At 61.0% G+C, this 17103-nt stretch carries 21 protein-coding genes; 5 read left to right on the top strand and 16 right to left on the bottom strand.

What is annotated here, in order from left to right; all coding sequences use genetic code 11:
* Positions 1-68: 68 nt before the first annotated feature.
* Entirely contained in the window at positions 69-632 is a 564-nt protein-coding gene (gene orn, locus BPRO_RS08465) for an oligoribonuclease (RefSeq protein ID WP_011482635.1), read from the bottom strand.
* 35 nt (positions 633-667) lie between these two features.
* On the opposite strand from orn, the gene BPRO_RS08460 reads away from it, so the two are divergent.
* Genes BPRO_RS08460 through rsgA form a run of 3 tightly spaced genes read left to right on the top strand, consistent with a single transcriptional unit; the run spans position 668 to position 3245 of the window.
* Positions 668-1957, top strand: a complete 1290-nt coding sequence (locus BPRO_RS08460) for a M48 family metallopeptidase (protein ID WP_011482634.1) — start codon at positions 668-670, stop codon at positions 1955-1957.
* Complete coding sequence (locus BPRO_RS08455) at positions 1954-2274, top strand: 4a-hydroxytetrahydrobiopterin dehydratase (protein WP_011482633.1); 321 nt, start codon at positions 1954-1956, stop codon at positions 2272-2274. Before BPRO_RS08460 ends, BPRO_RS08455 begins: the two co-directional genes overlap by 4 nt.
* Entirely contained in the window at positions 2271-3245 is a 975-nt protein-coding gene (gene rsgA, locus BPRO_RS08450; RefSeq protein ID WP_011482632.1) for a ribosome small subunit-dependent GTPase A, read from the top strand. The genes BPRO_RS08455 and rsgA overlap by 4 nt, the downstream gene beginning before the upstream one ends.
* Before the next feature lie 10 nt (positions 3246-3255).
* On the opposite strand, the gene hisC is transcribed toward rsgA, so the two are convergent.
* The 7 genes from hisC to rpsP form a co-directional block, all read right to left on the bottom strand.
* Positions 3256-4326 (bottom strand): histidinol-phosphate transaminase, encoded by a 1071-nt coding sequence (gene hisC / locus BPRO_RS08445; RefSeq protein WP_011482631.1) that lies wholly within the window; start codon positions 4324-4326, stop codon positions 3256-3258.
* Positions 4327-4344: 18 nt separating this feature from the next.
* Positions 4345-5373, bottom strand: a complete 1029-nt coding sequence (locus BPRO_RS08440) for a CobD/CbiB family protein (protein WP_011482630.1) — start codon at positions 5371-5373, stop codon at positions 4345-4347.
* 145 nt (positions 5374-5518) lie between these two features.
* A complete protein-coding gene (locus BPRO_RS08435) occupies positions 5519-6226 on the bottom strand; it encodes a CoA pyrophosphatase (RefSeq protein WP_011482629.1) in 708 nt (235 codons plus the stop codon).
* A 111-nt stretch (positions 6227-6337) separates the two neighbouring features.
* Positions 6338-6703, bottom strand: a complete 366-nt coding sequence (gene rplS, locus BPRO_RS08430; RefSeq protein WP_011482628.1) for a 50S ribosomal protein L19 — start codon at positions 6701-6703, stop codon at positions 6338-6340.
* 130 nt (positions 6704-6833) lie between these two features.
* The gene (trmD, locus tag BPRO_RS08425; protein ID WP_011482627.1) at positions 6834-7613 is read right to left on the bottom strand and encodes a tRNA (guanosine(37)-N1)-methyltransferase TrmD; all 780 of its coding nucleotides are present in this window, start codon (positions 7611-7613) and stop codon (positions 6834-6836) included.
* 65 nt (positions 7614-7678) lie between these two features.
* Positions 7679-8287 (bottom strand): ribosome maturation factor RimM, encoded by a 609-nt coding sequence (gene rimM / locus BPRO_RS08420; RefSeq protein WP_041389442.1) that lies wholly within the window; start codon positions 8285-8287, stop codon positions 7679-7681.
* A 117-nt stretch (positions 8288-8404) separates the two neighbouring features.
* Positions 8405-8656, bottom strand: a complete 252-nt coding sequence (gene rpsP, locus BPRO_RS08415; RefSeq protein WP_011482625.1) for a 30S ribosomal protein S16 — start codon at positions 8654-8656, stop codon at positions 8405-8407.
* A 207-nt stretch (positions 8657-8863) separates the two neighbouring features.
* Between rpsP and BPRO_RS08410 the strand changes: the two genes are divergently transcribed.
* Complete coding sequence (locus tag BPRO_RS08410) at positions 8864-9400, top strand: GNAT family N-acetyltransferase (RefSeq protein ID WP_011482624.1); 537 nt, start codon at positions 8864-8866, stop codon at positions 9398-9400.
* 7 nt (positions 9401-9407) lie between these two features.
* A complete protein-coding gene (locus BPRO_RS08405) occupies positions 9408-9866 on the top strand; it encodes a hypothetical protein (RefSeq protein WP_011482623.1) in 459 nt (152 codons plus the stop codon).
* Between the two features lie 190 nt (positions 9867-10056).
* Here the strand turns inward: BPRO_RS08405 and BPRO_RS08400 are convergent, their stop codons facing one another.
* The 8 genes from BPRO_RS08400 to BPRO_RS08365 form a co-directional block, all read right to left on the bottom strand.
* A complete protein-coding gene (locus BPRO_RS08400; protein WP_011482622.1) occupies positions 10057-11067 on the bottom strand; it encodes an inorganic phosphate transporter in 1011 nt (336 codons plus the stop codon).
* A gap of 16 nt (positions 11068-11083) precedes the next feature.
* Positions 11084-11731 carry a DUF47 domain-containing protein gene (locus BPRO_RS08395; RefSeq protein WP_011482621.1) on the bottom strand — a complete coding sequence of 216 codons (648 nt, stop codon included), beginning with the start codon at positions 11729-11731 and terminating at the stop codon, positions 11084-11086.
* A gap of 183 nt (positions 11732-11914) precedes the next feature.
* Complete coding sequence (locus BPRO_RS08390; RefSeq protein ID WP_011482620.1) at positions 11915-12277, bottom strand: DMT family protein; 363 nt, start codon at positions 12275-12277, stop codon at positions 11915-11917.
* Between the two features lie 26 nt (positions 12278-12303).
* Positions 12304-13266 carry an AEC family transporter gene (locus BPRO_RS08385; protein WP_041388587.1) on the bottom strand — a complete coding sequence of 321 codons (963 nt, stop codon included), beginning with the start codon at positions 13264-13266 and terminating at the stop codon, positions 12304-12306.
* A gap of 75 nt (positions 13267-13341) precedes the next feature.
* Positions 13342-15525: a TonB-dependent receptor gene (locus BPRO_RS08380; RefSeq protein WP_011482618.1), complete on the bottom strand. Its 2184-nt coding sequence runs from the start codon at positions 15523-15525 to the stop codon at positions 13342-13344.
* Positions 15526-15626: 101 nt separating this feature from the next.
* Positions 15627-16100: a hypothetical protein gene (locus BPRO_RS28490; RefSeq protein ID WP_011482617.1), complete on the bottom strand. Its 474-nt coding sequence runs from the start codon at positions 16098-16100 to the stop codon at positions 15627-15629.
* A gap of 18 nt (positions 16101-16118) precedes the next feature.
* Complete coding sequence (locus tag BPRO_RS08370; RefSeq protein ID WP_232291515.1) at positions 16119-16721, bottom strand: DUF3299 domain-containing protein; 603 nt, start codon at positions 16719-16721, stop codon at positions 16119-16121.
* 88 nt (positions 16722-16809) lie between these two features.
* Entirely contained in the window at positions 16810-17097 is a 288-nt protein-coding gene (locus BPRO_RS08365; RefSeq protein WP_011482615.1) for a hypothetical protein, read from the bottom strand.
* Positions 17098-17103: the final 6 nt, after the last annotated feature.

Here is a 17103-nt window from a genome sequence, read left to right as displayed (position 1 = left end):
TTTGCTATTATTTCAGGAGCTACGAATTCCGTCATTGCGCGGAAAATGGCCAGAAATCGCTTGAAGAATCACTTCAAAAAATGCTGCCGGTAGTGTTCCAGCTCGTCAATCGATTCATGCACATCGGCCAGGGCGGTGTGGCTCTGGCGTTTCTTGAAACTGTTATAGACCTCGGGTCGCCAGCGTTTGGCCAGCTCCTTGAACGTGCTGACATCGACATTGCGGTAGTGCAAAAACGCTTCCAGCTTCGGCATGTACTTGACCAGAAAACGGCGGTCCTGGCTGATGCTGTTGCCGCACAGGGGCGATCCGCCCTTGGGTACGTACTGGGCCAAAAACGCCAGCAACTGGGCCTCCGCAGCCTCCTCGGTGACCGTGCTGGCCTTGACCTTGTCAATCAGCCCGCTGCGGCCGTGCGTGCCCTTGTTCCAGTTGTCCATCTGGTCCAGCAGCTCGTCGGACTGGTGAATGGCCAGTACCGGGCCTTCGATGCGCGGCGTGAGCTGCGGCCCGGTGACGACCACTGCAATTTCGATCAGCCGTTCTTTTTCCGGGTCCAGGCCGGTCATTTCGCAGTCAAGCCAGACAAGGTTCTGGTCGGATTTTTTGAGTGTGGATTCAATTTCAGGCATCTCCCGATTCTCGCCGATAGCCTAAACTGCGAATCATGACCGACTATTCACTTGTCTTTACCCTGGTGTTTGCCGCCTTGCTGGTGATCGGGTTGCTGGTCAGGTTCTATCTGGCGTCGCGGCAAATACACCATGTGATGCGGCACCGAAGCAGCGTGCCCGCGGCGTTTGCAGCCACCATTTCACTGGAGGCGCACCAGAAGGCAGCCGACTACACCGTCGCCAAAGCGCGCTTCGGCATGCTGGAGACGGCGTTCGCCGCCGCCTTGCTGCTGGGCTGGACGCTGCTGGGCGGCATCGATGCGCTCAATCAGGCGCTGCTCCACTCTGGCCTGGCAGCCTATGGCAGCCTGGTGCCCCAGCTTGCCCTGCTGGCGGCCTTCGGCGTCATCAGCGGACTGCTGGATTTGCCTTTTACCCTGTACAGCACCTTCAGGATTGAAGAACGCTTCGGCTTCAACAAAATGACCTTGCGGCTCTGGCTGACGGACCTGGTGAAGTCCACGCTGGTCGGCGCTGTCATCGGCCTGCCAATTGTGGCGCTGATCCTCTGGCTGATGGGCAGCGCCGGCAACTGGTGGTGGCTGTGGGCCTGGGGGGTGTGGATGGCTTTCAACCTGCTGGTTCTGGTGCTCTACCCCACCGTGATCGCACCACTCTTTAACAAGTTCAAACCACTCGAAGACGAAGTGCTGAAGGCGCGGGTGACGGCATTGATGCAGCGCTGCGGCTTTGCGGCCAAGGGGCTTTTCGTGATGGATGGCAGCAAACGCTCGGCCCACGCCAACGCCTACTTCACCGGCTTTGGCGCGGCCAAGCGCGTGGTCTTTTATGACACCCTGCTCAAGCAACTGAGCCCCGGCGAGGTCGACGCGGTACTGGCCCATGAACTGGGTCACTTCAAGCACAAACACATCATCAAGCGCATCGTCGCGATGTTTGCCCTGAGCCTGGCCGGTTTTGCACTGCTGGGATGGCTGTCATCCCAGGTCTGGTTTTATACCGGCCTGGGCGTGCGGCCGAGCATGACCGGGACCAACGACGCGCTGGCCCTGCTGTTGTTCATGCTGGTGGTTCCGCTGTTCAGTTTTTTTGTCTCGCCGCTGTTCGCGCAGTTCTCGCGCAAGCATGAGTTCGAGGCCGACGCCTACGCGATTGCGCAAACGGACGGCAAGGATCTGCAAAGTGCCCTGCTCAAGCTCTACCAGGACAACGCCAGCACCCTCACGCCCGACCCGGTGTTTGTGAAGTTTTATTACTCGCACCCGCCCGCCTCCGAGCGGCTGGGGCGTATGAACCCTTCAACCCAAAGCGCAGCATCATGAGCCATCCCGTACATCAAAACCGCCGTGCCCTGAGCGCCACGGAAATCGTCACGCAACTGAGCAAGCTCAATGGCGAACAGCCACTGGGCTGGCGACTGATCGATGGCGCGCTGGAAAAGACCTTTAGCTTCAAGAACTACTACGAAACCATAGCCTTTGTGAACGCGCTGGCCTTCATTGCCCATGCCGAAGACCATCACCCCGACCTGGCGGTGAGTTACAGCAAATGCACGGTCCGCTTCAACACGCACGATGTAAACGGCATTTCCGCCAGCGACTTCTTCTGCGCGTCCAAGGTTGACGCCCTGCTCACTTGAGCAAACCGGCCCGCGCCTGGGCGGTGCCGGTCTCGGGCACCCGGCCAGGTCTGGTGGTGGCCGGTTTTGGCCGCCATGTGCTGGTGGAAACCGAGTCGGGCGAACGCGTGATTTGCCACCCGCGCGGCAAGAAAAGCCAGGCCGTGGTCGGTGACCGCATACGCTGGCTGCCCTCACAGGATGAAGGCACCATCGAGAAAATCGAGGAGCGCAGCAACCTGTTTTACCGGCAGGACGAGATGCGCACCAAGTCGTTTGCCGCCAACCTGGACCAGGTGCTCATCCTGATCGCGGCTGAGCCCGAATTCTCGGAAAGCCAGCTGACCCGGGCCCTGATCGCGGCTGAAGCCGAGCGCATCACCCCCATCATTGCCTTGAACAAAAGCGACTTGACCGAGCCGTTCCAGCGCGCATGGACCAAACTGGCGCCTTACCGCGCCATGGGCTACCAGATGCTGCCGCTGGCCATCAAGCCCAAGGCAGCCCAGCCCGAAGCCGACACCGACATCGACGGAACGCAGTCCGCCAGGCTCATCGAACTGCTGCAGGGCAAAAAGACGTTGGTGCTCGGGCCCTCCGGAGCCGGGAAAAGCAGCCTCACCAATCTTCTGGTGCCGCAGGCCCGGGTGCTGACGGCCGAGATTTCACAAGCGCTGAACTCAGGCAAGCACACCACCACCAGCACCACGCTGTACTGGGTGGACAGCGCCAGGACCACGGCACTCATCGACTCGCCGGGTTTTCAGGAGTTCGGCCTGCACCACATCGACCCGATGCAGCTGGCCGGCTACATGCCCGACCTCAAGGCGCACGCACAGAACTGCAAGTTCTACAACTGCACGCATCTTCATGAGCCCGGCTGCGGCGTGATTTCAGAAGTGAATTCGGCAGATAAGCCCAGCAGCATCAGCCCAAACCGCTATCGTTTGTATGGCGAATTGTTTGCGGAGTTGTCGCAGACCCGATACTGAAAACCCGACGTCAGGCGGCAAGCAGTACACGCAAAGCGCCTACCAGTGCCTCACATTGCAACGGAGTGCCTACGCTGATACGGAGGTATTGCTCAATGCGCGGCAGCTTGAAATGGCGTGCCAAAATGCCTTTTTCACGCAGGCGGGCTGCCAGCGCCGCAGCGTCATACTGCCCATGGCGGGCCATCAGAAAATTGGCTTGTGACGGTAACACCTCAAAGCCCAATGCCTGCAATTGCCTGCTCAAAAGCTCCCGACTCTGCATCACGGCTGCCCGTGTTTTCTCAAAGTGAGCCCTGTCTTCGTAGGCCGCCACCGCACCGGCAATCGCCAGACGGTCCAGCGGGTAGGAGTTGAAGCTGTCTTTGACACGTTCGAGCGCTTCTATTAAATGGCGTTGCCCTGCGGCGAACCCCACCCGCAAACCGGCCAGCGAGCGCGACTTCGACAAAGTGTGCACCACCAGCAGATTGGGATAACGATCAATCAGGCCGATGGCACTCTCACCACCAAAGTCCACATAGGCCTCGTCCACAAGCACTGTCCGCCGGCTGTGCTGTTGCAACAACTTTTCAATCTGCGCCAGCGGCAATCCCGTGCCCGTAGGCGCATTGGGGTTCGCAATCACCACACCGCCGCAAGCGCGCTGGTAATCAGCCACCTGAATGCGCATCGCAGCATCCAGGGGAACGACCTCGAAAGCAATGCCATACAGTCCACAGTACACCTTGTAAAAACTGTAGGTGATATCGGGCATCAGGATGGGTTGATCTTGCTGGAAAAACGCAAAAAAAGCGTGTGCAAGCACCTCGTCTGACCCATTGCCTGGAAACACCTGCGCAGCGTCAATGCCGTGGTACGCCGCGATGGCCTGACGCAGCGAAGTGGCTTGCGGATCGGGATAAAGCTGCAAGCCATCTTGTGCCGTGGCAGCGATAGCCCGCACTGCAGCCGGAGAAGGCGGATACGGGTTTTCATTGGTGTTGAGCTTGATCAAGCCCGCAATGTTGGGCTGCTCACCCGGCGTGTACGGCACCAGGTCTCTGACCACCGGGCTCCAGAAAGACTGTGAAGAATTCATTCGACTCGAATCCGCGGCTCAGCCCAGCAGGCGCGCCAACGTCAACAAGGCAAGCAGCACCATCCACAGCACCACGGAGCGCCACACCAGGCCAACAATGCTGCGCAGGTGCGCCACTTCCGGTTCCCGGCCCGACGTGGTCTCGATAATTCCAGGCCCTTCCACCACTTCGGCATCCAGCCCACCGCCCCGGGAAGCCTCGGACGAGTATGCTGTCTTAAGCGCTTCGCCACCCAGCCGCACATTCACCGCGCCCGACGTGGCGGCAAGAATCAGTCCGTCGTTGCGATTTTCGGAGGCTACAGGTGCACTGGCGGGAAAGCGCTGGGTGTAGCTGCGCCAGGCGTCAATGGCATCTTCAAAACTGCCCACCACCGCAAACCCCAGCGAGGTGACGCGGGCCGGCAGAAAATCAATGATGCCCCACGCACGCGTGGCCGCCTGCTGGAGCGCTGGGCTGGCGCCCTCACCGGCGGCTTCCGCCCGCTTGCTTTTGTAGATCCAGTAACGCGACACAAACTCGCTCATGCGGTAAAAAACCGCCCCGGCCGGCCCCAGGCCGAGTGCGGCGAGCACCGAAAACCAGCCCAACACCCCAAACACATGGCGATGGGCGGCGAGCACCGAGTATTCAATGACGTGCCGGACGATTTCACTGCGCGGCAATTCACTCGCATCCACCTGGCGCCACTGCGCCAGCAGCTCGCGTGCGGTGGTTTCATCGCCATCGTCCAGCGCGTCACGTATGTCGGTGAAATAGTGGCTGAACTGCCTGAAGCCAAGCGTGACATACAAAATCGCCACACTCCACGCAAAGGCCAGCAAGGCGTTGATGCTCCAGAGCAGCCAGTGAATCAGCAGTGTTGCGAGCGCGGGGAACACCACCGCGACCGTCCAGGCAATCCAGCCATGGTGTGGTTTGCCGGCATCCAGGCTGCGATTGGCCCAGCGCGCCCATCCCCGAAATCCGGCATGAACCCAGTTGCCGCGGGCCAGGGGCCGGGCCTGTTCGATGATGAGTGCAAACAAAACGGCAAAAAAGCTCATGGCAAATCATAACGGCGTCTGGCACCGGGGCGCAGGCTTTGTTGCCCGCCTTACCCGCACAGGCGTGCGGGCGGCGACGTGCGCCTGGATTGGCGCCCGACCCGATTCAGTACGTTCGCACCACCGAAAATAGCGTTAACAGGCCCTACGCACTCAGGAAGCGGTACAGGTTGCGCAGCATGCCGGCCGTGGCGCCCCAGATATAGCGCTCTCTCGATTCGTTGCCCTCAGCCTCGCCCACCAGTTCGGTGTAAGGCATGGAGAGCCACTGCCGAAGCACGCCGTCAAATTCGACCTCATGGCGGCGATGATGGGCGGGATTCATCAGGTAACCCAGCGGCACCTCAAAAACATCCGCCACTTCCCCAGGGTTGGGCTGCAAGCCGAAGCCAGGTTTCACCAGCGCCACCACCGGCGTGATGATGAAGGCCGTTCCCGTGACATAGGTAGGCAGGGTACCAAGCACCTCCACATGGTCGCGTGGCAGGCCAATTTCCTCGTGGGCTTCGCGCAGGGCGGTGTCCACCGCATCCTGGTCGGACTCGTCCGTGCGGCCGCCCGGAAACGCGATCTGGCCGGAATGTGTAGACAGGTTGGTCGCCCGCTCGGTCAGCAGCAGGGTGAGCTCGTCCCGCATCACCAGGGGCAGCAGCACTGCCGCAAGAGCCGGTTCACGGTCGGCAAATTTCTTTTCGACGCTGTGCTCTGGCGTCCAGACCGGCGGATGCCGGAAGCGGTCGCGCAAGGCCTGCGGCATGAGGCGCTCCAGCGGCACCCCGGCAAGATGGTCATCGATGCCCAGCACCGGGATGCTGCGGGGATCAAATTTTGGCAAGGGTTTGGTGAAGTTCATGGGAAGCACAGCTTGGCGGGATATATAGCGCTATCACGCAAGCATGACACACCGCAGGACAGACGCAAAAAAGCCGCCCGGAAGAGCGGCTTTTCGGGGGGTGAACTGCTTTTACGCAGCTTTGGCGCCGAGTTTTTCCTTGATACGCGCGGATTTGCCGCTGCGGCTACGCAGGTAGTACAGTTTGGCACGACGCACATCACCGCGGCGCTTGACTTCAATCTTCGCGATCAGCGGGCTGTAGACCTGGAAGGTACGCTCAACGCCTTCGCCGTTTGACACCTTGCGAACGATGAAGCTCGAATTGAGGCCGCGATTGCGCTTGGCAATCACCACACCTTCAAAAGCCTGCACACGCTTGCGGGTGCCTTCAACCACGTTCACGCTGACGATGACGGTGTCGCCGGGAGCGTAAGCGGGAATGGTCTTGTTCAGGCGGGAAATTTCTTCCTGCTCGAGGGTTTGAATCAGATTCATGATTTTTCCATCTAACTTCTTCGTTCATTCACGCGCTACGCTAAAGACCGCAAATCCATGGATTCATCCGCAGATGATTCAGATGGTTGCAGTGGCCGCCAGAGGATCGAAAAGCCTTTGATTATAGCAGCTAGGCATCTTGTTCAGGATTTTCGAACAAATCTGCCAGGAAAGCTTCGTCGCGCGCAGTCAAATGGCCGGCCGCCCGCGCCTTTTGCACCAGTTCGGGACGCTGGCGCTGGGTCAGCGCCAGGCGCTCTTCGCGCCGCCAGCGCTCGATCTGGGCATGGTTGCCGGACAACAGGATGGGCGGCACAGGCTGGCCGCGCCAGGATTCCGGACGGGTGTAGTGCGGGCAATCCAGCAAGCCATCCAGCGCCGGATTGAAGCTGTCCAGCTGGTGGCTGCCTTCGTCGTTCAGCACGCCGGGCTGCAAACGGGCGACGGCGTCCAGCAGGGCCATGGCGGCGATCTCGCCGCCGGACAACACGAAATCGCCCAGGCTGATCTGGCGATCGATATGGGTTTCGATGAAACGCTGGTCCAGGCCCTCATAGCGGCCGCAAACCAGCACGGCACCGCTGCTGGCTGACCAGGCTTCGACGCCCGCATGGTTCAGCGCCTCGCCTATGGGGGAGAACAGCACGGTGGGCACATCTGCCACGCCGCCAGCGGTACGCTCGGCACGTATTTGTTCGAGGCAGAGTGTGAGCGGCTCAGCCATCATCACCATGCCGGGTCCGCCGCCAAACGGCCGGTCGTCCACACGGCGGTAGCTGCCCTCGGCAAAATCGCGCGGATTCCAGAGCTTCACCTCGACCAGGCCTGTTTCGTAGGCACGGCGGGTGACGCCACTGACCAGAAATGGCCCAAAAAGCTCAGGGAAAAGGGTGATGACGTCAAAACGCATGGAAAGGCTATTTTGCGCGCACCGGCCGGCTCAGGGCAATCCACCCCCGAGAGCCTGCACCGGCGTCAATAGTCGGGCTGCCAGTCGACCGTGATGCATTTGCCCGCGATATCGACCGTGTCGATATAGGCGGAGACAAAGGGAATCATGCGTTCGGCGGTTACAGCCGTGCCGTCTTCCTGCTGCGCCGTGTACTCCACGCACAGCACCGAATGGGGACCGGTCGTCATCAGGTCGCGCACCTGCCCCAGGGGCACGCCCTCGCGGTTGACGACATTCAGGCCTATCAGGTCGACCCAGTAATACTCGTCCTTGGAGGCAACCGGGAAACTGCTGCGCGGCAGAAAAATGCGGGCGCCCCGCAAGGCCTCTGCGGCATTGCGATCGTCCTGGCCGCTGAATTTGGCGACGACAGTGTCGGAGTGGGTTTTGGCCTCGTCCACGCTGAGCAAAACGGTTCCGGAGAACGCGTTGAAACCCGGGCGGAATTTGGCTTCCGGAGCCTGGAGAAACCAGGATTTGGCCGAGAAAAGGGCCTCCGGATCGGTGCTGTGCGGCAGGATTTTCACCCAGCCCTTGACACCCCAGGCATCCAGGATGCGCCCAACCTCAATGGCGTCGTCCGGAAGGCTTGACGGTGTCAAGCCCGCAGGCGAAGAACTGTTAGCCCCCACGCTTGCCACTTCGTGTGCTGCGCTGCCCCTCAAGGGGGCGAATTTCCCTTGGGGCGGCCCGGCGGGAAATTGTCCTGTTCACCCCCAACATTTATCTTTGCAGAAAAATGCTGAAAATCAGGCAGCCTTGGCGGCGCCCTGCTTGACCAGACGCTCAACGGTAGGCGACGGCTGGGCGCCGACACCGAGCCAGTGGGTCAGACGGTCTTGCGCAATGCGCAAACCTTCTTCACCGCCTTTGGCGATCGGGTTGTAAAAACCGATGCGCTCGATAAAGCGGCCATCGCGGCGAACGCGTTTGTCAGCCACAACAATATTGAAAAAAGGACGGTGTTTGGAACCGCCGCGTGCAAGTCGAATGACGACCATGATTTATCCTTCGGGTGGTGGGATGTGACGGGTAATACACACCCCAAATATTCCTGCAGCGCTTGAGACACACGACATGGCCACCCGGCCAGCGAAATGCTGCAAAGCCTGACATTATAACCTGCTGACCCGAGCCAAGCGGATTTATCGGAAAATGGATTCCCCCTGCCCCCAGCCAAACCGGCTTTTTTTGAACTACTGCACCCCATGCCTCTCATACGCCCCAGCCGCGACGAAGATCTTCCCGCCATCACCGCCATTTACGGCCATCATGTGCTCCACGGCACAGGCACCTTTGAAACCGAGCCACCCAGTTTGGCCGACATGACGGCCCGGCGGGCCGATGTGCTGTCCAAGGGCCTGCCTTACCTGGTCGCCGAGGAGGACGGCAGAATCGCCGGTTTTGCCTACGGCAACTGGTTCAAGCCGCGGCCGGCCTACCGGTATTCGGTGGAGGACTCGATTTACCTGGCACCCGACCTGCACCGCAAGGGCCTGGGCCGCGCACTGCTCACCGCACTGCTGGCACACTGCGAAGCTGTGGGCATTCGCAAAATGATGGCCATTATTGGAGACTCGGCCAATGCCGGGTCCGTCGGCGTCCATCTCGCGCTGGGCTTCACGCAAGTTGGCATCGTCGAGTCCTGCGGGTGGAAATTCGGCGCCTGGCGCGACATCGTCATCATGCAAAAGACCCTGGGCGTGGGCGACACGCAACCGCCTACCGAACTGCCCGCTCCATAATCCCCGCATGCACTCACTCACCTCAAAAAACAAAACGGCCGCCGCCTGGCTGGCCTTCATCGGCGGCCAGTTGGGACTGCATCGCCTGTACCTGTTTGGTCTGAGAGACCGCTGGCTGTGGGTACACCCCATCGCCGCAGCCCTGGGCTGGTGGGGTGTTGAGCGCGTGCGCTTATACGGCCAGGACGATCAGCTCGCCTGGGTGCTGATTCCGCTGCTGGGCTTCACGCTGGCAGGCACCGCGCTGACCGCCATCTACTACGGCCTGATGCCGTTCGAAAAATGGAATGCGCACCACAATCCGGATGCGCCCGAAGCCGCCGCCGGCCACACCAATTGGCTCACGATAGGCGCCGTGGTGTTTGCCTTGCTGTTTGGTGCCGTGTCCCTGATGTCCAGCATCGCGTTCAGCTTCCAGCGGTATTTTGAATACCAGGTGGAAGAGGCAAGGAAGATCAGCCAGTAAATAGGGCCCCCACGCTTTTCACTGCGTGTAATGCGCTGCCCCCCGAGGGGGCGCTGCGCCTGCGGCCCGGCGGAGCCGGTTCCGCGGCCCCGGCTGGGGGCCAACGTTCATTCACTGAATTCCGTTCGTCCTGTCGAAGGATGCCTCCACGGGGGCTGAACTTGCTTGGGGCGGACTTGCGGGAAATTGTTTAAAAAATCTGCAGGCTGAACCAGTAGCCGATGGCCGCCACGAAGGCGGAGGCGGGAATGGTAAAAATCCAGGCCCAGACAATGTTGCCGGCGACGCCCCAGCGCACGGCAGAAGCGCGCTGCGTGGAGCCCACACCGACGATGGCACCGGTGATGGTGTGCGTGGTTGAGACAGGAATACCAAGCCCGGTCGCCAGGAACAGCGTCAGCGCACCGCCGGTTTCAGCACAAAAGCCGCCCACGGGCTTGAGCTTGGTAATTTTCTGGCCCATGGTCTTGACGATGCGCCAGCCGCCAAACATGGTGCCCGCCGCAATGGCGAGGTAGCAGCTCACGATCGTCCAGCCGGGGGGCGCGGCGTCGCTCGCCGACGCATAGCCGGTGGCAATCAGCAGCATCCAGATGATGCCTATGGTTTTCTGCGCATCATTGCCGCCATGCCCCAGGCTGTAGGCCCCGGCAGACACCAACTGCAGGCGGCGAAACCAGCCATCCACTTTCGACGGCGTTGCGCGCCGACAGACCCAGGCAACCAGCACCATCATCAGGGATCCGAGCAGGAACCCCAGCAATGGCGACACGAAAATAAAAAGCACCGTCTTCAGGATGCCCGCCGAAACCAGGGAGCCAGCACCGGCCTTGGCAATCACCGCGCCCACAATGCCGCCTATCAGGGCATGCGACGAGCTGCTCGGGATGCCGTAATACCAGGTCACGAAGTTCCAGGTGATGGCGCCGGTCAGCGCGCCAAACACCACGTGTGTGTCGACAACACCGGGCTGCACAATGCCCTTGCCCACGGTGGCGGCCACACTGAGGTGGAAGACGAAAATGGCGATCAGGTTAAACGCGGCCGCAAAGACGACGGCTTGGCCCGGCTTGAGCACACCGGTGGACACCACCGTCGCGATCGAATTGGCTGCATCGTGGAAGCCATTCATGAAGTCAAAGGCGATGGCCAGGAACACCAGCAGCACTACGACCCACAGGGCGGTCTGTACGGTTTGCATAACAGGTGACCAGCGATCAGGAATTTTCGAGGACGATGCCCTCGATGAGATTGGCCACATCCTCGCATTTGTCGGTGATGGTTTCGAGCAACTCGTAAATGGCTTTGAGCTTGATGACTTCGCGCACATCCGGCTCTTCACGGAACAGCTTGCTCATGGCCGAACGCATCACACGGTCGGCATCGGACTCCAGCTTGTCAATCTCCTCACAGGTCTTGAGCGCCGCCTCGGCGGTGGCCGCGTCATTAAGCTTGCCGATCAGCGCCACGGCATCCTTGAGCCGCTCGCAGCACTTCACGCTCAGGTCGGTCAGGCGCACGATCTCTTCGGTCATGTGGCGCACGTCATACAGCGCCATGGTTTCAGCCGAGTCCTGGATCAGGTCGGCCACGTCGTCCATGGTGTTGATCAGGGAATGGATCTGTTCCCGATCAATCGGCGTGATGAAAGTCTTGTGCAGCATCCGGTTCACCTCTTGGGTAATCCGGTCGGCCGCGCGTTCGGCGTTGTCAACGGCCAGGTTGTAGGACTCCCGCTTCTGCACGTCGCTGTAGTTGGCCACCAGGTCCGAAAAGGCATGGGCAGCCTCGACAATGCGGCTGGCATGCTGGTTGAACATCTCGAAAAAATTGCCTTCGCGCGGCAGCAATTTGCCAAACAGCATATCGAATCCTCAGGGAATATGTCAGAACTATGACGTTTTTGTAACTGCGGGGGAGTTTAACCGGGGTGTGGGATAGAGCCCCCACGCTTGTCACTTCGTGTACTGCGCTGCCCCCCGAGGGGGCCGCTGCGCCTGCGGCCCGGCTAAGCCGGTTCCGCGGCCCCTGCTTGGCTGAAGAGCCTTTCAGGCGGACCGGAAGATGAAGTACACCGCGCCCATCATGCACAGCGCCGCCCACAGGTAATCAAGCTTGAGGGGTTCGTTCAGATAAAACACGGCAAAAGGAACAAACACGCCCAAGGTAATTACCTCCTGCATGATCTTAAGCTGCCCGACGCTGAACTGGGTAAAGCCGATCCGGTTGCCCGGCACCTGCAGCAGGTACTCGAACAAGGCAATGCCCCAGCTGAGCAGCGCGGCCACATACCAGGGCGAGGTCGCCAGGTTTTTCAGATGCCCGTACCAGGCAAAGGTCATGAACACATTGGACAGCAGCAACAATCCAATGGCCTGGGCGGGCACCGGAAACGATTGCAGGAATTGCATCAGATCACGCTCCTATTCTTCAAATTTCACACGGGATGCCCGACCAGCAGCAGCACCACGGTCAGGGTCAGCAGCGCCAGCACGGTGGAAACCGCCACGCTGGCCGTGGTCAGTTCTTCGGCGACCTTGTAGCGCTGCGAAAACAAAAACACATTGGCGCCAATCGGCAAGGCGGCCGCCACCACCATCACGGCCATGGGCACGCCGCCTACCCCCAGCAGATGGCACAGGGCAAACACCAGCAAGGGATGCAACAGGTTCTTCACCCCGGCCAGCAACAGCGCCTGGCGCCAGTGCCTGCCTACAGGCGTGTAGGCCAGCGTCACACCCACCAGCACCAGCGCGAGCGGTCCGAAGGCATTGGCCAGCAACTCCAGCGGCTTGTCGATCACGGCGGGAATCGCCAGCCCGGTCTGCGCAAACAGCAGGCCCGCGATGATGGGCAGCGGCACCGGGTGCAGCAATGCGTTTTTCACGGCCATCAGCACCGTGGCCACCGGGTGGCGCGGTGCCGTCGTGACCTCGTCGGAGGTACCCTGCTTCTGCTCGTAGGCCACAGCCAGCTCGAGCACCACGGTAGCGCTTGTCAGCAACACGAGTGAATGCACGGAAACCAGCGTGAGCAGCGTGACCAAGCCTGCGGGCCCGTACATCAGGCCGACCAGCGCAATGCCGATCATGACCGTGTTGGAGAACGTGTTGGCCAGCGCCAGCACGGCGGCGCGGCGGTTGAAGCCCTGCACCAGCAGCGTACCGCTGAACAGGATGATGACGGCCAGGAAATACGCGGCGACCGGCTTGAAGTCAAGTTGCTCGACGCGCACACGGCTCATGGTGCGAAACAGCAGCGCCGGCGTGAGCAGCAGAAACACCAGGTTGGAAAGATCTTTAATGGCCACAGGCCTTATCCAGCCTGCGCGACCAGCTATAAAACCTGCAGCAATCAACAAGACAACCGGGAGCAGGGACACAAAGACAGGCTGGTTCATCCGGGGCAATCTTAGCGCGCCCTCCACCGCGCGCGCTCCTGGTGTCCCGCCTCCTGGTGCTCTATCTGCCTGCGCTTAAAAGGCGACCTGCAGTCCCACCTTCAGACTGCGACCCGGCAAAGGTGCTTTGGGAAATGCCGTGGTGGTCAACACCGACGAAGCACTGTAGGCCAGCTGGTTGGTCAGGTTGTCCACCCTGGCATACCAGAGCAGGCTGGAAGGGCCGGCTTTCGTGCGGTACGTCGCCGCCAGGTTCCACAGCGTGTAAGCCGATGTGGCGCGCTGGCCCGCAGCCACGCGGTTCTGCGCCATGGAATGGTCAAACCCAATGCTGCTGCCCCAGGGCCCGCTTGCCCACAACAGGCTGGCACCCAGCCTAACCGGTGCAATGCGCGGCAACGGCTGGCCGTTGTTCAGGTTGGTAGCACGCACCAGGTCACCGCGCAAAGCCAGGTCCAGCGTGGAAGCGCCTTCCAGCAGGCGGATATTGCCGCTGGCTTCCAGGCCCACAAAGCGGGCACGCACTCCGGTGTAGGCGAACTCGGGCAGGATGGCGTTGTCGGGATCGGCGTCATCGACACCATCGCCATCCTGGTCGGCCGGGTTGAGATTGCCTAGTTCCTGGCCATAGGTGTTGCCCGTTGCCATCAGGCCGATGTAGTTCCTGAAGCGGTGCATGTAAACGTTGGCGGCAAAGCGGTTGGCCCCCGATTTCCAGCTGGTGCCCACATCAAGGCTTCTCGACCTTTCCTTGCCCAGCGTTGCATCGCCGGTTTCCCAGGCGTTGGTCGCCACATGAGGGCCCTGGGCGAAAAGCTCGTAGTCCTTGGGCGCCCGTTCGGTATAAGCCAGGTTCGTGGTGACCTGCCAACCTGGCGCCGTATTCCACAGGGCGCCGAGCGCATAGCTGTGGGGCGTGAAGTCGCGCGTCAAGGGCGCAAACCGCGCCACGAGCGGGTTGCCCAGCGATTCGACCTTGACCGATTCCAGCCGCCCGCCAAAGCTCAGCTTGCCCCAACTGGTGCCGTATTCTTCGTACGCAAAAACCGCGTTTTGCGAGGTCTTGCTGTAAGGCGCAAATGCTTCCGCGCCGTCCGCCGAGAAACGGTTGTTTTCCGCCTGAAAACCCACCACCCCGTCCAGGTTTCCGAAGCGGGCGTGGCGCGCTTCCAGGCGGAAGTCGCTGCCCTTGTTCTTGAACACCGTGCCGGGCGTGGCCCCTTCAAACTCGGTGTGCATGTAGTCGGTATGGCTCAACTGGCCCTTGATGCTCTGGACAGGCCCGCCCAGGTTGCGCACCTCGCCTTCCAGCGCGACACGGTCGGACTTCATGGCTATGTTCACCTCGTCTTCAGCCACGGTGCCGTAGTTGCTGCGGTAAGTGCTGACCGACGCGCCCAGGTAGCCCTGGTCAAAAAACATCGAGCCACCCACCGCACCGCCCCGAACCTTGCTGGCCGAATTGCAGATGCGGTTGGTGGTGGTGTTGACGCCGCCCTTGGTGCAGGCCAGGTCGGCCGGCACTTTGACATCACCGGTTTCGCGGTTGAATGCATCCACATGCAGGGTATAGCGATCGTTGCCGCCTTCGAGCAAAGCGCCGCTGCTTTTTTCGCGGTTGCCGGTCGCCAGGCCCAGGTCGACCTTGCCGCCCACGCCGCCTTTTTCATCGAACAGCGCCTCGCGCGGGATGCGGTTGTCGATCACGTTGACCACACCGCCCACGGCACTGCCGCCATACAGCAAGGCCCCGGGCCCGCGCAGGACCTCGATGCGCTCGATGCTGATCGGATCGGCCGTGACCGAATGGTCGTAACTGAGGCTGGACGCGTCCAGCGTGGCGCCACCGTTACCCAGGATGCGGATGCGGTCGCCATCCAGTCCGCGGATGATGGGCCGGCTGGCGTTCGGCCCAAAGTAGGTGCTGCTCACGCCCGGCACGCCGTCCAGCGTCTCGCCCAGCGTGGTCTTGGAGCGCAACAGCAGTCCCGTTCCCGAATACTGGGCGGCCGGCGCTATTAAATCAGCAGCACCTAACGGGTTGCCCGTGATGGTCACTTCTTTCAGGCTACCCACTTCAGGCATCGCAGACATAACAGGCGTTGCAGGCGTCTGCGCGCTTGCAGAGCCGCATTGCAGCGCAGCCGCGGCGCCCAGCGTGAGCACCGCCCGCTGAACGAAGTTACGCGGAAAAAAGGGAGCGCCCGGGCGGGCGTAAACAACGGTTGCGGCGGCACCGTTCAAAAATGATGGGTTCATGATGACCTCGTTGGATCGGGAAAAATGCGAGCCTGCGCAGACGCAGGGGCAAAGCTGCGCCCTGGCCTGGAGGCCAGCGCATCGCAACCTGGGGGGGGGATTCAGCGGGTCAGGGGTGGGCCGCGCGCGTCGAACAGGGCCGCCCAGCGGGCGAGTGCTTCGCCTTGGGGAATATCAACAACAAGCGATGACAGCAGTATCGGCAAGCTCAATGCCGGCAGCGCGGGCGCCGCACTGCCATGGCTGGCCTGGTCAAACAGGCGGCAATCCGAATTGGCGTCATGTGAGGAGAAAAGCGACTCCAGCCAGCCGTTACCATGGTCGGCATGTGGGCCTTGATCATGATCATGATCATGATCATGATCATGATCGTGATCGTGATCGTGATCGTGATCGTGATCGTGATCGTGATCGTGGACATGATGGTGCTCCTGCCCGCTGTCCACGCTGCTCAGTGCCTGCATCTGCGACCCGTGCACCACGCCATGCATCAGGCCCAGCATCTGCGCCAGCAACAGCGCGAACACGAGTAACCAGGCCAGGGAGCTGGCCGGAGCGCGTGGCAACCGCGTCATGCGAGCTGGCCCGAAACCTTACTTGATGCTGGTCGCATCGGTGATCCGGTAATACAGGCCGTAGGCGTCGTCGTTGAGCACCAGGAAGCGGCCCTCCACCACGACGGGCTCCATACTGTATTTCACCGGCGTTTTGGTCTTGACTTCGACCATGCTTTCAGGGCCGCCGGGCGTGCAGAAGGCGCAGGTGAGGGGCACGGACGACAGCAGGAAATGGCGCTGCTTTTCGCCCGGGTCCAGCGGCATCATGAAGCCCTGGATACGCTGGGTCTTCTGGTTCAGGGCCAGCTGGTCCATGCTGAAGACCGGCAGAATGCGGTTTTTTTCGGTCTTCGTTTTTACTGCCGTCAGCACTGACCAAGGTACCACGTCGTCTCTGGCCGAGAGATTCGGGAAAGGGCTGTTGACGCCATGCACCCCGGCGCCCTGGCCCACGGGCAAATCGAGGCCCGGCACGGCAGGTGCTGCGGATTTCGGATTGCCTGACGCCAGCGGTGATGACAGCACCTGCGCCTGCGAGCCGCCAGCCGCCAGCCACAGCCCGCAAACCAGCGCCCCCGCACACCCGAGGCGAACGGCCAGGGGACAACTCAACATGCCCGTACCCAAGTCATTGTTCATACAGTGCTCCAGAAAACCCAAACGCAATATGTGGCGTCAAGCAGCGTCAATCGCAACGGCCAGCGTGGACCGCCATTATTCCCGCGGCTCAGTGCCCATGCTTCATGCCGCAGTATTTCCCTACTGCCAGTCCTTTGCAAGCGGCCTGTAGTTCCTTCTCGCACACCTCCTCCTTTTTGCCTGATTCCAGGCATTTGGCCGCGGCTTCATGGGCGGCGGCCATCGCGCGGTGGCGCTGGATGTCTTCTTTGGTTTCCTTGTCGCTGTGCTGCGCATAAGCCACCGAAGCCACTGACAGCATGGCACCCAGCGCAACAGTGGCAAGGATGGAAAGTGATTTTGAAAGGGGTTTTTGAAGGACAGTAAAGTTTTTCATGAGAAG

Origin of the sequence: Polaromonas sp. JS666 (genome assembly GCF_000013865.1) — a bacterium.
Taxonomy (GTDB): domain Bacteria; phylum Pseudomonadota; class Gammaproteobacteria; order Burkholderiales; family Burkholderiaceae_C; genus Polaromonas.
This window is presented reverse-complemented; position numbering and strand designations above follow the sequence as displayed.

What these genes read in the sequence shown, in the direction of transcription:
- trmD (WP_011482627.1), bottom strand. Translation starts at nt 7,613, where the DNA reads ATGCGTTTTGACGTCATCACCCTTTTCCCTGAGCTTTTTGGGCCATTT.
- BPRO_RS08390 (WP_011482620.1), bottom strand. Translation starts at nt 12,277, where the DNA reads ATGCAATTCCTGCAATCGTTTCCGGTGCCCGCCCAGGCCATTGGATTG.
- rpsP (WP_011482625.1), bottom strand. Translation starts at nt 8,656, where the DNA reads ATGGTCGTCATTCGACTTGCACGCGGCGGTTCCAAACACCGTCCTTTT.
- BPRO_RS08385 (WP_041388587.1), bottom strand. Translation starts at nt 13,266, where the DNA reads ATGAACCAGCCTGTCTTTGTGTCCCTGCTCCCGGTTGTCTTGTTGATT.
- orn (WP_011482635.1), bottom strand. Translation starts at nt 632, where the DNA reads ATGCCTGAAATTGAATCCACACTCAAAAAATCCGACCAGAACCTTGTC.
- BPRO_RS28490 (WP_011482617.1), bottom strand. Translation starts at nt 16,100, where the DNA reads ATGACGCGGTTGCCACGCGCTCCGGCCAGCTCCCTGGCCTGGTTACTC.
- BPRO_RS08405 (WP_011482623.1), top strand. Translation starts at nt 9,408, where the DNA reads ATGCACTCACTCACCTCAAAAAACAAAACGGCCGCCGCCTGGCTGGCC.
- BPRO_RS08410 (WP_011482624.1), top strand. Translation starts at nt 8,864, where the DNA reads ATGCCTCTCATACGCCCCAGCCGCGACGAAGATCTTCCCGCCATCACC.
- BPRO_RS08455 (WP_011482633.1), top strand. Translation starts at nt 1,954, where the DNA reads ATGAGCCATCCCGTACATCAAAACCGCCGTGCCCTGAGCGCCACGGAA.
- BPRO_RS08370 (WP_232291515.1), bottom strand. Translation starts at nt 16,721, where the DNA reads ATGAACAATGACTTGGGTACGGGCATGTTGAGTTGTCCCCTGGCCGTT.
- BPRO_RS08365 (WP_011482615.1), bottom strand. Translation starts at nt 17,097, where the DNA reads ATGAAAAACTTTACTGTCCTTCAAAAACCCCTTTCAAAATCACTTTCC.
- BPRO_RS08460 (WP_011482634.1), top strand. Translation starts at nt 668, where the DNA reads ATGACCGACTATTCACTTGTCTTTACCCTGGTGTTTGCCGCCTTGCTG.
- BPRO_RS08400 (WP_011482622.1), bottom strand. Translation starts at nt 11,067, where the DNA reads ATGCAAACCGTACAGACCGCCCTGTGGGTCGTAGTGCTGCTGGTGTTC.
- BPRO_RS08435 (WP_011482629.1), bottom strand. Translation starts at nt 6,226, where the DNA reads ATGAACTTCACCAAACCCTTGCCAAAATTTGATCCCCGCAGCATCCCG.
- rplS (WP_011482628.1), bottom strand. Translation starts at nt 6,703, where the DNA reads ATGAATCTGATTCAAACCCTCGAGCAGGAAGAAATTTCCCGCCTGAAC.
- hisC (WP_011482631.1), bottom strand. Translation starts at nt 4,326, where the DNA reads ATGAATTCTTCACAGTCTTTCTGGAGCCCGGTGGTCAGAGACCTGGTG.
- BPRO_RS08395 (WP_011482621.1), bottom strand. Translation starts at nt 11,731, where the DNA reads ATGCTGTTTGGCAAATTGCTGCCGCGCGAAGGCAATTTTTTCGAGATG.
- BPRO_RS08380 (WP_011482618.1), bottom strand. Translation starts at nt 15,525, where the DNA reads ATGAACCCATCATTTTTGAACGGTGCCGCCGCAACCGTTGTTTACGCC.
- BPRO_RS08440 (WP_011482630.1), bottom strand. Translation starts at nt 5,373, where the DNA reads ATGAGCTTTTTTGCCGTTTTGTTTGCACTCATCATCGAACAGGCCCGG.